This window comes from Mycetocola sp. (assembly GCF_046716805.1).
Classification (GTDB): Bacteria; Actinomycetota; Actinomycetes; order Actinomycetales; family Microbacteriaceae; genus Mycetocola_A.
This window is the reverse complement of the sequence record NZ_JBKJWH010000060.1, coordinates 1-12,856: the sequence shown is the minus strand read 5'-3', so window position 1 is coordinate 12,856 and position 12,856 is coordinate 1. Positions and strand designations below refer to the sequence as shown.

The window sequence follows — 12,856 nt, the reverse complement described above, 5'->3', positions numbered from 1 at the left end:
GCCCACCAGACGCGGACCGTGCTCCAGCACTGTCACGTTCTTGCCGAGCTTCTGCAGGCTCGATGCGGCCTCGAGCCCGATGAACCCGCCGCCGATGATCACGACGTCCTGTACGTCGCCGATTCGGGCCTTCAGCTCCAGTGCGTCATCTGCGTTGCGCAGGTACAGCACGCGGCCGAGATTCGCACCCTCCACGTCCATGCGGCGGGCGCGGGCGCCCACAGTGAGGGCCAGCCGGGTGAACGGGAAGGATGCGCCGGATGCCGCGTGTGCGATGCCGGAGCCGTCGGCATCCTTGTCGATCCGCACGATCCGTTCCCCTTTGACAAGGCTCACGTTGTGCTCGGCCCAGTAGTCGTTCGAACGGAAGATGAGCGACTCGCTCTCCATCGTCCCCTGCAGGAACTCCTTCGAGAGCGCCGGCCGTTGATACGGCCGGTGGTCTTCGTCGCCGAGCAGGGTGATGTGCTCCTCGAAGCCGAGCGCCCGCAGTGACACCGCGAGTTGAACGCCGGCCTGGCTGGCGCCGATGATGAGCAGCCCGGTTCGGGTAGCGGGAGGGGCGTCTGTGCCAAGCTGGCCTGTGGGCTGCAGGGTTTCGGTGGTGTTCATCCTCACACCTGCGTGCTCGGGGTTGTGACGAATATCTCGTCGTCGGTGAGCTTGAGCTGGCACGACAGCCGGGAGTTGTCCTGCCGGTCGACAGCCGTGCCATACAGCATCTCGTCTTCCATGTCGCTCATCGGGGGGAGCACGTCGAGGCAGTCCTCCCGCACGAAGACGTGGCAGGTGGCGCAGGACAGTGACCCGCCGCACTCGGCGACGATCCCGGGCACGCCGTTGCGGACCGCTGTTTCCATGACCGAGTCGCCGGCGTTGCCGTCGATATCGCGGACGGTGCCGTCCGCGTCGGTGAAATGGACCGTTGGCATGAGTACTCCTTCAGTGGTGCTGGTGCTTAGTGGTACTGGTGCTGCTAGATGAACTGGCGGCCGCCGTCGACGACCATGGTTTGACCGGTGAAGTAGGCGCTGTCCGGGCCGGCGAGGAAAACCGCGGCTCCGACGATGTCTTCGGGCTGGCTGGCCCGCTTGATCGCGCCGCGGTCGACGCCGTACTCGGCGGCATTGTCGATCAGCCCATAGCTGGCTTCGGTGAGGGTGAAGCCCGGGGCGATCACGTTGACCGTGATTCCGCGTCGCCCCAGCTCCTTGGCCAGGACCCGGGTGAGCGCGACCACACCTCCCTTGGATGCCACGTAGTGGAGCCACTGTTCGGATCCGCTGTACACGGTGGCGCTCGAGATGTTGATGACTCGACCGCCGGCCGGCAGGAACGGGCTCGCCGCACGGGTGACGAGCCACGGACCCTTCAGGTTCACGTTCATCACCAGGTCCCATTCGGCCGGGTCGATGTCCTCGAACGGGCTGCGCGTGACGGTGGCGTACACAGCTGCGTTGTTGAGCACGACGTCGATACGACCATCGCCGAACTCGGCCACGTTCGAGGCGAGTTCCTCGGTGGATTCGACGCTGGTGACGTCGGCCCGGAAGGCCGCGGCATCTGCCCCGGCCTCCCGAACCAGACTGGCCGTTTCTTCGGCGCCGGCCAGGTTCACGTCGGCCACCGCCACCCGGTAACCACGGCCGGCGAAGCCGAGCGCGAACGCTCGACCAAGTCCGCCGGCCGCGCCGGTGATCAGGATGGTGCGAGGAGCGGAATCAGGCATGGCTGTGGCTGTGTGCTCCCGGACCCGAAACGAGAAGATCCCCGGCATCCGCGTCGTCCAAAATCTGCACCGTGCCCTTCGTGCCGTCCACGCGCAGGCGCTGGCCGGTCTTGATTGTGGTGGATGCCGATCCGGTGCCGGTCACGGCCGGCAGGCCGTACTCGCGGCAGACGATCGCGGCGTGGCTCATCATGCCGCCGATGTCGGTGACGGTGGCCTTGAGCTTGCCGAAGATCGGGCCCCATGAGGGAGAGGTGACCGTGGCGACGAGGATGTCGCCCTGCTGCACCTCGGAGAGCTGATCCGCGTCGGTGATGACGCGCGCCAGTCCCTCGACAACGCCGGGCGATGCCGCCATACCCCGCAGGCCGCCGCCCTCGACTTCCTCGCCCTCGCCCAGCCACGACTGCACCTGCTCGGTGGTGATGCCCCAGAGCATCCGGGTGAACGGTTCGGTGATCACGGACGGCGGGGTGTTCAGCGCCGGAGCCGGACGGGCCGTCTTCAACGCGTCCACGATCTTGCGGCGCCGCTCGATCTCGTCGGGCCAGTAGGTCGGACCGATCGGCTCGGCGCCGACACCCCATCCGGTGATCAGGTCGAAGAGTGCGTCGCGCACTTCATTGCGGCCCAGGTACAGCAGGTCGTCTGGTTCGTTCCAGAAGCCTTCGGCGTGCATCATCCGCGACAGCTCGCGGATCTTGCGCCAGAAGATGCCCATAGTCCAGTGCTCGATGTAGAAGTTGTGATTCTCCACATACGGGTAGGCCGTTGCGGCCAGGCCGCGCTTGGCGTCGAATGTGGCCTGGGTTTCTCCGTCGAGCAGATCGCGGTATTCCTCGACGATCCGGTCGCGCTCCGCGATCAGTTCGGCGACCGGGCGCATGATGGACTGCCCATCTTCGAGGCGCCGGATGTAGTCGGCGATGTAGCCGAGTGGGATTTCCTGGTGCTCGTTCCAGTACTTGTCGTGGCCGTAGAAGCCGTTGCCGACGGTGAAGTTGAACCAGGGGTCCTGCGCCGCCTCGTACTGCGCGATCCAGCGCTCACCGCCGGGGGCAGCGGCGATGGTGGCAAGGGTCGCTTCGACGTCGTCGGTGGTGCCGAACTCGCCCTGCAGTCCGAGCTCCACCGCCAGCGCGGCAAGCTTCTTCAGTTCGTCATCCGGCTTGAAGAGCTCCATGTCGACGCCCTGCACCATGGTCGCGATGGACTGGTCGGGGATGTTCGGGAACACCTCTTTGCAGAAGTTGAAGAAGTCGAGGTAAGCGATGTAGCCCAGGTTGAGGAACTCGAAATGGTACTGCCAGTTCTGGTAGGCCAGCTGGATCAGCTTGTCGTAGCTGTCCAGCAGCACTTCGGAGCCGTCCTGAGCCTTGCCCGAAACGATGTCCTCCATGGGCACAATGTCGGGCAGCTTTGTGAACGAGATCTTCTCCATCTCGTCGATCGTGCCGCGTACCTTGACGCGCCACTGATCGAGCAAGGTCTCCCAGTTCTGGAAGTAGTGACCGATTCGTGCTTCGAACAGCGGTACGCGGGCGGCGATCTGGTCTTCCGGAACCGGGATCGGTGACATGTAGAGGTAGCCGAGGTGCACGCGGAACTCGATGCCGTTGGCATTCGGGATCATCAGGTGGCGGGCGTTGTACTGACCGAGACACTTGACCGCGAACTCACCTCCGATTGTCTCGAACGGCTTGAATACGGTCGGCCAGTGCTGGCTGTCGCAGAACCAGAACTTGGCGTCCTCCTGCTCCTTCAGCTTGTCCTGGAAGGTCAGATAATACGGATAGAGCTGTTCCCACCCTTCGGCGCCGGCTGGTACCGGCAGGTCGGAGGGTTTCGGGAAGGACTTTGGCATTGCGATCCTTTCGGGTGTGGCTCGACGGTGAGCCGTGAATGGAGCAGAGGGTGGAACGTCAGTGGGTCGGTTTGAGCAGCGACGAGGTGATGCTGCCGAAGGTGTAGCCCCCGGTGCTCGGCTGCGCGGTCGGCACCGGCTGGGTGGCTGGCTTGCTGGAGTGCACGGTTTCGGGGCGGGACTGCAGCAGCAGCAAATTGTCGCCGTCGGGCAGGTCGGCGTCCAGCGCCCATTCGATGTCCTGCGGGCTGCCGTAATGCTTCTCGGCGCGCTTGGCCATGCGGGCGACCGCGAGCAATTGGTCGTCGGTGAGGCTGCGGACCGCGCGACGGGCGGGTTCGACCTCGTGCTCGATCAGGGCTCCTGCCGCGGCATCCGGGATCAGCTCGATGTGCTTGTCGCCGAGGTGCTCGGTGATCAGGGCGAGGGTGACCTTGTCGAGCAGAATGTTGTCTGGCGTGACCAGCCCGGAGACGACCAGTTCGCCGACGCCGTAGGACGCGTCGATGGTGATCTTGGAGCGGTCGCCGTTGGTGGGGTCGAGGGTCATCGCGACTCCCGATACCTGGGCGTTGACCATCTTTTGCACGACGACCGCCATCGACAGGCCTTCGGCCGGGATGTTGTTGCGCAGGCGGTAAATGATGGCGCGAGAGGTGTACAGCGACGCCCAGCACTTGCGGATGTGCTCGGTCACCGCGGCGATGCCGGTCAGCCACAGGTACGTGTCCTGCTGTCCGGCGAACGAGGCGTCGGGCAGGTCTTCGGCGGTGGCGCTGGAGCGAACCGCAACGGGCACCGGGCTGTCGAAGCGGGCCTGCAGTGCGTCGTAGGCGCCGATGGTTTGCGCCCGCAACTCTCCTGGCACCGGGCAGGAGCAGATCGAGTCGCGGATGTCGGCGGACACGCGGTCGACGTGGGCGATGTCTTCGGGGTCGAGGTCGCCGAGCAGCCGCTCGATCTTCTCGGTGATGCCCGCGGTGTGCATGAAGGCGTCGAACTGGGCGGTCGTCACGATGAACCCGGGGGGAACCGGCATCCCGGCGGCGGTCATGGTGACCAGGGACGCGCCCTTGCCGCCGAGCTGCTCGAGTTGCGGCTCGATTCCGCCGTCGAAGAACTGGACGAACTCGGTGCTGTGCATCACGCGGTCTCCCAGCTCACGGGCACCGCTTCTGGCACGCGGAACGAGATGTTCTCGCGGAAGGTGATCTGCTCGGGGTCGTTCAGCCTCAGGTTCGGTGCCAGCCGTGTGACTTCCTCGAGGACGATCTTCGCCTGCAGCTTGGCCAGCATGTTGCCCAGGCAGTAATGAATGCCGAAGCCGAATGACAGGTGCTCGCGGGCGTTGGGTCGGGAGATGTCGAACGCCTCACCGTCATCGAACTTTCCGGCGTCGCGGTTGGCCGAGCCCATCAGCAGCAGCAATTCAGCGCCCTCCGGGATCTGCACGCCAGCGATTTCCGTATCCTTGAGCGCCTTGCGGCGCCAGGCGACGATCGAGCCGGAGTAGCGCAGCACTTCGTCGACGGCGGCGGGGATGCGCGCGGGTTCCTCGACCAGCTGCTGCCACTGTTCCTGGTGGGCCAGCAGCACGCGCAGCGAGTTGGCGATGAGAGTCGTGGTGGTCTCGTGGCCAGCGAACAGCAGGCTGTAGACGACGGAGGCGATCTCGTGGTCAGAGATGTCGGCGCCCTCGGCCTGCGCGCGCACCAGGTCGGCGGTGAGATTGTCGCCGCCATCCTCGTGTGCGACGCGCACGAGGCGCAGGCACTCTTGCCAGTACTCCACCAGGTTGTGCGCGTGTGGGATCTGCTCCTCATCGCTGAGATCACCCCAGGTCATGGCGGCCCGGGAGTCGCTCCACCGTTTGAAGGTGTCGACCTGTGACGTGTCTGCGCCGATGAGCGAGAGGATCGTGATCGTGGGCACGTCGTAGGCGATATCGCGGAACAGATCGCCCTCGTGAGTGGGCTGAGCGAGCATCTTCTCGGTGAGCCCGATCACTTCCTGACGGATCGCCGGCTCCAGGGCCTTGTAGCGGCGGGGAGTGAAGGCCTTCTGCACGACTGCGCGGATGCGCGTGTGCTCGGGCGGGCGTCGTGCCGAGAGACCGGAGTATGCGGTGAATCCGCCCTCCTCCATGATCTGCTTCGCTGCAGCGCCGCGCTCGCGCACCGGCGCCTGGGCGTTCTCGCTCGAGAAGGTTTCCCAGTTCTCGAACACCGCCTTGATGTCCTCGTAACGCGAAACGACGTAGAGGTTGATTCGCTCGTCATACATGACCGGTTGCTCGGCTCGCAACTCGGCGTAGGCGGGGAACGGGTCCTTCAGCTGGAACGGTTCGTAGCCGTGGTATCCGGCAGGCGCTCCGGCGCCGTGAGCCACAGGACAGCGGCCCGCAGTATCTGTTGACGTCGACATCTGAACTCCTATGTTCTGATTCCCACTCCTGTGGATCCTTTTGCAGGGTGATGTCCACAGTCTTGCCTACCGGGTGTCCGATGATGTGCCGTATTTCCGTCCAGCGGAAGTGAGTTGATTCAGCTGCCGCCCGTTATTCGGTCGCCCCACTAACCCCCCGAAACCCCTCGAGCGGGATGTGTGCCGTTGAGATCTCGATCTGCCCGGCCACGCCCTTCAGGGTCGGCAGATGGCGGATCATGGTCGAGGCCTGGCTGGAGAGCATGACGAGACCAAGACCCGCGCCGACCTGACGGCCGTGGAAGATCGGGACGGCAATCGAACAGGATCCCAACCGGACCTCCTCCAGCGTCGTCGCATACCCTTGCTCCCGAATCTGCGCGAGTTCTTCGGCGAGCAGGCGCGGATTGACATGCGTATGCGGGGTCCGATGTTCGAGCTGGCGGTCGAGGTAGGCGCTTCGCACCCAGCTCTCCTCAAAGGCGAGGATCGCCTTGCCCACAGCAGTGGCGTGCATTGGGAGTCTGCCGCCGACCCGTGACGCCCGAGGTACTCGCTTGGACCCGTACACACGGTCAATGTAAAGCACCTCGTTGCCTTCTCGGACGGCAAGGTGGGCGGTCTCACCTGTCAGCGAGAACAAATCCTGAATGAACGGACGTGCCGTTTCCCGCAGCGGCCGCCACGCGTTCTGAGCAAGTTCCCACAGTCGGATGCCGAGTTGGTAGCGTCCCTGGGCGCCGCGGAACAGGAGGCCCCAGTTCGTGAGTTCGGTGACCAGGCGGTGCGCGGTGCTAAGCGGCAGACCCGTGACCTCGGCGATCTCCGTGAGAGTAAGAGAGCCACGTGATTTTTCGAACGCTTCGAGTATCGCGAGGACCTTTGTGGTCACCGTACGACGCTCGACCCGATTACCGCCAGCCATGGCTTCTCCTCATCCGCCGTGCCGCATGTCGACGAGCATGAGCCTAGCGGCCAGGGCGCTTCGGGCTCGGAATCCTTCGGTTGGGTGTTATCGAGGCGGTCCGAGCGCCGGTTGAGCCGTTTTCGTGCGCGGCGGATTGTTCTGTGTGCGGTGGGTTTTGCTCTCTCGGGCGGTGTCGGGCCGGCATCCCGTACTTCCGACACGGTGAGTGCTGCGATGCCTCCAAGCAGACCGTTATCTCGGGCCGGCATGAAGGGACAGCTCCGCGGCAGTGCGCTTGGCTATGGGAGGAGTACCTCCAAGCAGGGATGGAGGTGCTTCGTTTCGAGTGCAACTACCGCTTGCGAGGCAGCCGACCGAAGAGCTCCATCCGTCGAAGCGCCCGAGAGGGTGGCGTCAAGGAACCCGGCGAGAAAGGCGTCGCCGGCGCCGTTCGTGTCCCTGACCGTAGCTGGCACAGCAGCCACGCGGTGAAGTCCGTCAACGTCGTACGCTACGGCGCCGTCAGCACCAAGAGTGCAAACGACGGTCTGCGCGCCCGCCTCCACCCGGGCGCGCATGAACGACAGTGGTTCGGTCATGCCATCGGCGTTCATGAAGATATAGGACGCCGCTTGGATGAACGGCTCGTGGAACTTGGACTGGCCGTTGTAGTCGTGAATATCGGTCCAGATTGGGATGCCCGAATCTACCGCCTCAGGAAGAAGTGTTCGCGACGTTTCCGAGAGATCCATGACGAGCGCTGCGGCGCCGTCGCTCAGCATCCGAAACTGGTCGACGTCCGGCGCTCGGAATGCCGGTGTCGACAGGTAAAGCGACACTCGTTCTCCGGCTCGCGTCATGAGGTTCAGATGCCGTTCACTTGGCCCGGGAACCGTCGACGCCACCAGCTCAATGCCGGTCAATTCGAGCGCGGAGCGAAGCCTGGCTGAATCGGCATCGTCGCCCAGCACCGTGCAACAGGTGACCTGGCGACCCAGCCCGGCAAGGTGTAGAGCCTTCCCGGCAGATGTGCCGCCAACCGTCTCAAAATTCTCAATCGCGAACTGCATGTGAGGTCGTGGCTCTGGCAACTGGTCAAGGTAGACGAGGGTGTTCCAGGATGCCGGTCCGGACACGAGGATGTGATCCCGCATGACTACGACCGGCGTCCGGTGAGCAGGGCGGCGCTGCCTGGGAAGAGAGACGAAAGAGCAATGGGACGGGGGCGGATCAGGGTGCCAACCGGCGCCCACCACAACTTCGAGTGAATGGGGGTGCCAGCGAAGTCGGCATCCTCACGGGAGGCCGGTTGAGTGGCTTCGGGAAACGTCATGGGTCTTCTTCTTTCGCATGTTAGGGCGTTCTGATTCGGCTGACGCAACACATCGACGCCATCCTCCGTGATAGCGCAGCCTTGTCGCAGAGACGGAGTTGCCGCATTGCAGCGCGGGCTAGCGGAGAATCATCGTGAGGATGCTGAACCCCGAATCTCGACCCCAAGAACAGTGGGATTTGCTCAGTACGAGCGGTGTCCATTGGGAGATGAGAAGGATCCATACGACGGGAGATAGCGGTGAATCGGGTGGGCTCTGGTCGCCTGGTCCGCAGTCTCAAGCCCGGAAGCAGGGCCTGGAGCGCGTGCAGGCTTCGCGCTATCGCCTGCCGTACTTCCGGTGGACTGCCTGCTTGGTCACGCCGAGCCCCTGGGCGATGGCCTCCCAAGATAGCCCGGCCTGGCGAGCGCTGCGAACGAGGCCTGCCTCCGTACGAGCTACCTCCTGATGAAGCTCAGCAACGACGCGCAAGGCTTCAGCTGGTCCCTTGCCGTCCATTGATCCAACGAGTGCCTTCATCCTCTCCGTCTCTATTCGTCAAAACTAGTTGACGAATAGAGGTGGAGACAAGAGCCTTGAGCTCCGCGCTACGCTCCGCGCCCGAACATGTTATTCATTGTGCTTATGCTGGCGCGGATGCTTCCCGCGGGCGCGACGGCTTCACCCACCCATGCAGGCATGGGGCGTCCAAACCGGCTGAATCCTCAAGGTCCACTTCGTCATCACGATGGATGTACGTCAACACTTGTTGACGGTATCTCAGGTGAACTCTAGATGGCGAGACCCGAATCGTCAACAATTGTTGACTGCATTCCCTGCCCTCATCGCGAGGCTGCGGCGAGAGGAGCGGCGGGGGTGGTGAGGATGCTCACCGGGCGGAACCCCTTGGCGATCAGCCACGCGGTGAGAGCCAACTCCCACGCGAACACCGGGAGAGCGACGACGAGGCCGAGGGTGGAGAACTGCCCATAGAGGCCGAGCATCACGGCGATCGCGGAGAGGCTGATCAGCGTCCCACCGACAAGCCCGAGGATGGCGATGCCACGGGGCACCAGGCGGGACGAGTACATCAGCCAGGCAAGGAGCAGCGAGGCGGCACCGAGGGCGAAGTTCGTTCCGAGCAGGTAGGCCCAGTTGCGCAGGGCGCTCAGCGTGGAGCCGATGGTGGAGAGCGTGGCCGCGTCGCCTGTGCTTCCCTCAAACTGCTGGCGGAGCGTGACGATCGTCAGGAGGCTGAGAGTTCCAATGAGGATGGCCGCTGCCTCGAGCACGCGAGCGGCGACGAACGCCAGTGCTAGCCCTCCGTTCTGCCGCTTCAGGATCGGGTATAGCGTGACGGCGGTACCGACGGCGGCGATCACCAGGAGCAGTTCGAAGAGCAGGCCGAGCAGGATGGAGCCGTCCGCGCCGGCGCCGGTGATGTAGTCGGCGCCGTTCAGGATCGGGCTGTAGAGCGCGACTCCCACGATTGCGCCCACCTCGGTGAGCAGGAAAAAGACTCCCGCGGTGACGGCGGTAGATCTGTGCAGGTTCATAATGGTTCACTTTCGGGTAGAGGTATACGTCGTACACCTTGCTTGAAGCGTAAGGTGTACGCCGTACTCCTGTCAAGTGATCGTTCAGTTGCGATAGCGTCGATTTCTTCGACTGTCGAATTTCGTCGAAGCGGGCGGTGGCGAGGGCGGATCCTTCCGTCGCTGACCCCGTTCTCGAGTTGCGTGCCGGCGGATTCCACGGTCCTGGTTCAGCGAGAACAGGATGTCCTCGACAAGTCGGCCGGGTGCTGGCGTTGGTGAGGGGCCGTTTGGGGCGAAACAGCCGGCAGGGTGGAAAACGGGACCCAGCACCAGAATCCGGATCGGGCGGCGGTCCCGGTGAAGTCGGAAGTGTAGGGTGTACCACGTACACTTGTCAAGGCGTGAAGTTCTCCGGCATGGGAAGGCAGTAAGTATGAGCCAGCAAGCGGAAGTCCCAAGGCGCGTGCGGTTGAACCGCGAGCGAGTGCTCGAGGCGGCGGTCACCCTCGCTGACGAAATCGGCATCGATGCGTTGAGCATGCGCCGACTCGCGCAGGAGCTTGATGTCGTGCCCATGGCGCTGTATAAGCACGTTGCCGACAAAGAAGACCTTCTCGACGGAATGGTCGAGGCGATCATCCGAGAGATCGATCCTCCGGTTCTCGACGCCGGCTGGCGGGACGCCATCCGGGGCCGTGTGTTGTCCGCGAGAAGTGCGTTTCGACGCCACCGCTGGGCACGCCAGGCAATCGAGTCACGGAGTAACCCGACGCCTGCTGTGCTGGAATATCAGGATTCGTTCGCTGGAATCTTCCTGGCCGGTGGCTTCACGCCCGACTTGGCCCACCACGTCATGCACGCCCTCGGCGGCCGGATGTGGGGATTCACGCAGGAGCTGTTCGACGGTTCAGCCAACCCGAAGGCAGATGCTCAACCGGTAGCGACCCCTGAGTCCCAGGCGCAGATGTTCGCGCACATGGCAGTGCTCTACCCCAACATCGTGACCATCGCCACAGCAACGCCTCACGACGACAAGTCAGTTGTTGGACACGGCTGCGATGACCAGTTCGAGTTCGAGTTCGCGCTCGATCTGCTTCTGGACGGATTCGAGCGACTTCATCGGCGCGGATGGACGTCCGCGCGATAGCGAGGGTGCGGACGGTGTCGCGCCTTTCGGATGAGTCGCGGCAACATCCCGACGCCGAGTGCGAGGGTGATGCTGAGAAGCAGGAAAGCACGGGTCTCACCTGTGCCGGCAGTGGAGCCATGTCTGTAGTCACCCGGTTCAGCGGGTATCCGAGCATTTTGCCCGCGTCCATCTCTCCGACCTCGTCGCGGAGTTCCACGCCGATTGCGGGCTGAGCCCACGGGAACATGGTGTTCAGCAGCACCGGGACGGCGTCAGAGCGAGACCTTTGGGCGACGTGGACGGAATCGCCGTCCGCCGAGATGATCGACACTGAGGAGTCGTCGTCGGGGTAACCGCGGCTCCAGCACGCAAGAACCTCCCACGGTCCAACAGCGTCAAGTTCCTCAACTCCGTCAAACATCAGTAAGCCTATCTTTGTGATTCCCCCACTGTGCCAACGCCGTGCACTGCATGGCATTGGCAGAAATAGCTTTGATGGCAAGTTTTGGGCCAAAATCCCTACGCCTTGGCGCACCGCCACCGCGTATTGATTGTGAGCCCGTCGACAACTCCGCGCGTCGTACCTTGCTGACGCTTTCGTTCCCGGTGCGAGTGTGCTCGACGTTGGCTGCGGACCCGGAAGGATCACCGTGGACATTGCTGAACGGGTGGCTCCAGGGCGAGTGGTGGGGTTCGATTCGTCGACGGAGATTGTGGCACAGGCGGCCGCATTGGCGAAGGAGCGCGGGTTGACGAACGCCGGGCGCTTCGCTCCCATTGACAACTCGACCGTCGGATCGTATTGTACTTACATCATAAGTTTACACCCTAAGTTTACTACGTAAGGATACTCGATGGACCAGACAACACTCGATTCTCAACGGGCCACCGTCCGTCAGCACCCGCGAAGCTTCACCGAGTGGCCACAGCGAAAGGGGGCGCTGGTCGCCGGAGTTGGTCTTGCCCTCATGGCAGGGGTCGCTGGCTTCGCCAACTTCGGTGCGATCGCGCCTCTGATCACTCGTGGTGACGCCGTTCAAACGGCCCAGGACATCTCCGCCTCCCCAGTCTTGTTCTGGTCGGGAGTGGTGGGCTTCGTCATTGTCGCTCTGCTCGATATCGTCGTCGCGGGCGCTTTGTACGTGGTGTTCAGGCCCGTGAGTCGTCGGCTTTCCGCGGTAGCGGGCTGGGTGCGAGCCATCTACGGCGTGCTACTGGCAGTGTGCGTCAGCCAGCTCGTAATCGGGTTCTCGCTGCTGGACGACCCCGAGGCCGCCCTGCCCGTTCTGGAGTCGTTCAGCACCTTCTGGGTCATCATCCAAGGCTTGCTGTTCGGTGTCTCACTGATTCTGGTCGGCTATCTCGCCTTCCGCGCCGACTTCATGGCGAAGGTCTTCGGAATCCTGCTCGCCCTCGCCGGTCTGAGCTACCTCGCCGATGGCATCGGCACCATCTTTGACCCCGACTTCGCGATCTTCGCCCAGTTCCTCTTCGCAGGCGAAGTCGTCCTCATCTTCTGGCTCCTCATCAGGGGTCGCCGCCTACCGGCATGATCCCTCTCGGAAACGTCGTTGCCGCCATCACCTGCGCCGCTTTTGGAGTAGAGCGGCCCCTGTTGGTCATGTCAGCTGCAGCCGTGATCGTAGCGCTGGTCGTACTTTCGGTTCCCTCTGTCCGCCGCCTGACCTTGCTGGCCGACGCTGCTGTGGGTTGCGACATTTTGTTGCCTTTCGATTTAGTGCGCCGCTGGGGCGGCGTCGACGTCTTGTTCGAGGAGGCATCCGTTGATGGCTATCGCGCTGGTGCTTCCCGCACCGGCGGCGGTGATGACTTGGGCGCTCGGCGTGACGACGTTGCCCGCCGCCCAGACTCCCGGCACGCTGGTGCGCCCGGTTGCGTCCACGCTGAGCAACCCGGTGGCCGGGTCTCCGTCGCAGCCGAGGGTGCGCAGG

General features: G+C 63.7%; 13 protein-coding genes and 2 pseudogenes. 3 read left to right on the top strand and 12 right to left on the bottom strand.

All coding sequences use genetic code 11. The features are described 5' to 3' along the window. The 11 genes from ACLQ62_RS05045 to ACLQ62_RS04995 form a co-directional block, all read right to left on the bottom strand. A partial coding sequence (locus tag ACLQ62_RS05045) for an NAD(P)/FAD-dependent oxidoreductase (protein WP_411720570.1) occupies window positions 1–612 on the bottom strand: 612 nt, incomplete at its 3' end. Window positions 613–614: 2 nt separating this feature from the next. Continuing rightward, a complete protein-coding gene (locus tag ACLQ62_RS05040; RefSeq protein ID WP_411720569.1) occupies window positions 615–932 on the bottom strand; it encodes a 2Fe-2S iron-sulfur cluster-binding protein in 318 nt (105 codons plus the stop codon). A 44-nt stretch (window positions 933–976) separates the two neighbouring features. Further along, the gene (locus ACLQ62_RS05035; protein WP_411720568.1) at window positions 977–1,729 is read right to left on the bottom strand and encodes an SDR family NAD(P)-dependent oxidoreductase; all 753 of its coding nucleotides are present in this window, start codon (window positions 1,727–1,729) and stop codon (window positions 977–979) included. Beyond that, window positions 1,722–3,593: a PEP-utilizing enzyme gene (locus ACLQ62_RS05030; RefSeq protein ID WP_411720567.1), complete on the bottom strand. Its 1,872-nt coding sequence runs from the start codon at window positions 3,591–3,593 to the stop codon at window positions 1,722–1,724. The genes ACLQ62_RS05035 and ACLQ62_RS05030 overlap by 8 nt, the downstream gene beginning before the upstream one ends. Window positions 3,594–3,651: 58 nt before the next feature. Then, window positions 3,652–4,737 carry a PEP/pyruvate-binding domain-containing protein gene (locus tag ACLQ62_RS05025; protein WP_411720571.1) on the bottom strand — a complete coding sequence of 362 codons (1,086 nt, stop codon included), beginning with the start codon at window positions 4,735–4,737 and terminating at the stop codon, window positions 3,652–3,654. Further along, on the bottom strand, window positions 4,737–6,017 hold the full coding sequence (locus tag ACLQ62_RS05020; RefSeq protein WP_411720566.1) for a cytochrome P450: 1,281 nt from the start codon (window positions 6,015–6,017) through the stop codon (window positions 4,737–4,739). Before ACLQ62_RS05020 ends, ACLQ62_RS05025 begins: the two co-directional genes overlap by 1 nt. A 133-nt stretch (window positions 6,018–6,150) precedes the next feature. Beyond that, on the bottom strand, window positions 6,151–6,942 hold the full coding sequence (locus ACLQ62_RS05015) for an IclR family transcriptional regulator (RefSeq protein ID WP_411720565.1): 792 nt from the start codon (window positions 6,940–6,942) through the stop codon (window positions 6,151–6,153). A gap of 281 nt (window positions 6,943–7,223) precedes the next feature. Further along, window positions 7,224–8,078 (bottom strand): carbohydrate kinase family protein, encoded by an 855-nt coding sequence (locus ACLQ62_RS05010; protein WP_411720564.1) that lies wholly within the window; start codon window positions 8,076–8,078, stop codon window positions 7,224–7,226. Between the two features lie 2 nt (window positions 8,079–8,080). Next, window positions 8,081–8,257 (bottom strand): hypothetical protein, encoded by a 177-nt coding sequence (locus ACLQ62_RS05005; protein WP_411720563.1) that lies wholly within the window; start codon window positions 8,255–8,257, stop codon window positions 8,081–8,083. Between the two features lie 319 nt (window positions 8,258–8,576). Next, complete coding sequence (locus ACLQ62_RS05000) at window positions 8,577–8,777, bottom strand: AsnC family protein (RefSeq protein ID WP_411720562.1); 201 nt, start codon at window positions 8,775–8,777, stop codon at window positions 8,577–8,579. A gap of 302 nt (window positions 8,778–9,079) precedes the next feature. Then, on the bottom strand, window positions 9,080–9,793 hold the full coding sequence (locus ACLQ62_RS04995; RefSeq protein WP_411720561.1) for a DUF4386 domain-containing protein: 714 nt from the start codon (window positions 9,791–9,793) through the stop codon (window positions 9,080–9,082). A gap of 415 nt (window positions 9,794–10,208) precedes the next feature. On the opposite strand from ACLQ62_RS04995, the gene ACLQ62_RS04990 reads away from it, so the two are divergent. The 3 genes and pseudogenes from ACLQ62_RS04990 (at window position 10,209) to ACLQ62_RS04980 (ending at window position 12,457) form a co-directional block, all read left to right on the top strand. Next, entirely contained in the window at window positions 10,209–10,922 is a 714-nt protein-coding gene (locus ACLQ62_RS04990; RefSeq protein WP_411720560.1) for a TetR/AcrR family transcriptional regulator, read from the top strand. 575 nt (window positions 10,923–11,497) lie between these two features. Continuing rightward, window positions 11,498–11,749: pseudogene (locus ACLQ62_RS04985) on the top strand (class I SAM-dependent methyltransferase); the annotation flags it as partial. 9 nt (window positions 11,750–11,758) lie between these two features. Beyond that, window positions 11,759–12,457, top strand: a complete 699-nt coding sequence (locus ACLQ62_RS04980) for a DUF4386 domain-containing protein (protein ID WP_411720559.1) — start codon at window positions 11,759–11,761, stop codon at window positions 12,455–12,457. Between the two features lie 182 nt (window positions 12,458–12,639). Here the strand turns inward: ACLQ62_RS04980 and ACLQ62_RS04975 are convergent. After that, window positions 12,640–12,856: pseudogene (locus tag ACLQ62_RS04975) on the bottom strand (thioredoxin reductase); the annotation flags it as partial.

What these genes read in the sequence shown, in the direction of transcription:
- ACLQ62_RS05040 (WP_411720569.1), bottom strand. Translation starts at nt 932, where the DNA reads ATGCCAACGGTCCATTTCACCGACGCGGACGGCACCGTCCGCGATATC.
- ACLQ62_RS05035 (WP_411720568.1), bottom strand. Translation starts at nt 1,729, where the DNA reads ATGCCTGATTCCGCTCCTCGCACCATCCTGATCACCGGCGCGGCCGGC.
- ACLQ62_RS05030 (WP_411720567.1), bottom strand. Translation starts at nt 3,593, where the DNA reads ATGCCAAAGTCCTTCCCGAAACCCTCCGACCTGCCGGTACCAGCCGGC.
- ACLQ62_RS05025 (WP_411720571.1), bottom strand. Translation starts at nt 4,737, where the DNA reads ATGCACAGCACCGAGTTCGTCCAGTTCTTCGACGGCGGAATCGAGCCG.
- ACLQ62_RS05020 (WP_411720566.1), bottom strand. Translation starts at nt 6,017, where the DNA reads ATGTCGACGTCAACAGATACTGCGGGCCGCTGTCCTGTGGCTCACGGC.
- ACLQ62_RS05015 (WP_411720565.1), bottom strand. Translation starts at nt 6,942, where the DNA reads ATGGCTGGCGGTAATCGGGTCGAGCGTCGTACGGTGACCACAAAGGTC.
- ACLQ62_RS05010 (WP_411720564.1), bottom strand. Translation starts at nt 8,078, where the DNA reads ATGCGGGATCACATCCTCGTGTCCGGACCGGCATCCTGGAACACCCTC.
- ACLQ62_RS05005 (WP_411720563.1), bottom strand. Translation starts at nt 8,257, where the DNA reads ATGACGTTTCCCGAAGCCACTCAACCGGCCTCCCGTGAGGATGCCGAC.
- ACLQ62_RS05000 (WP_411720562.1), bottom strand. Translation starts at nt 8,777, where the DNA reads ATGAAGGCACTCGTTGGATCAATGGACGGCAAGGGACCAGCTGAAGCC.
- ACLQ62_RS04995 (WP_411720561.1), bottom strand. Translation starts at nt 9,793, where the DNA reads ATGAACCTGCACAGATCTACCGCCGTCACCGCGGGAGTCTTTTTCCTG.
- ACLQ62_RS04990 (WP_411720560.1), top strand. Translation starts at nt 10,209, where the DNA reads ATGAGCCAGCAAGCGGAAGTCCCAAGGCGCGTGCGGTTGAACCGCGAG.
- ACLQ62_RS04980 (WP_411720559.1), top strand. Translation starts at nt 11,759, where the DNA reads ATGGACCAGACAACACTCGATTCTCAACGGGCCACCGTCCGTCAGCAC.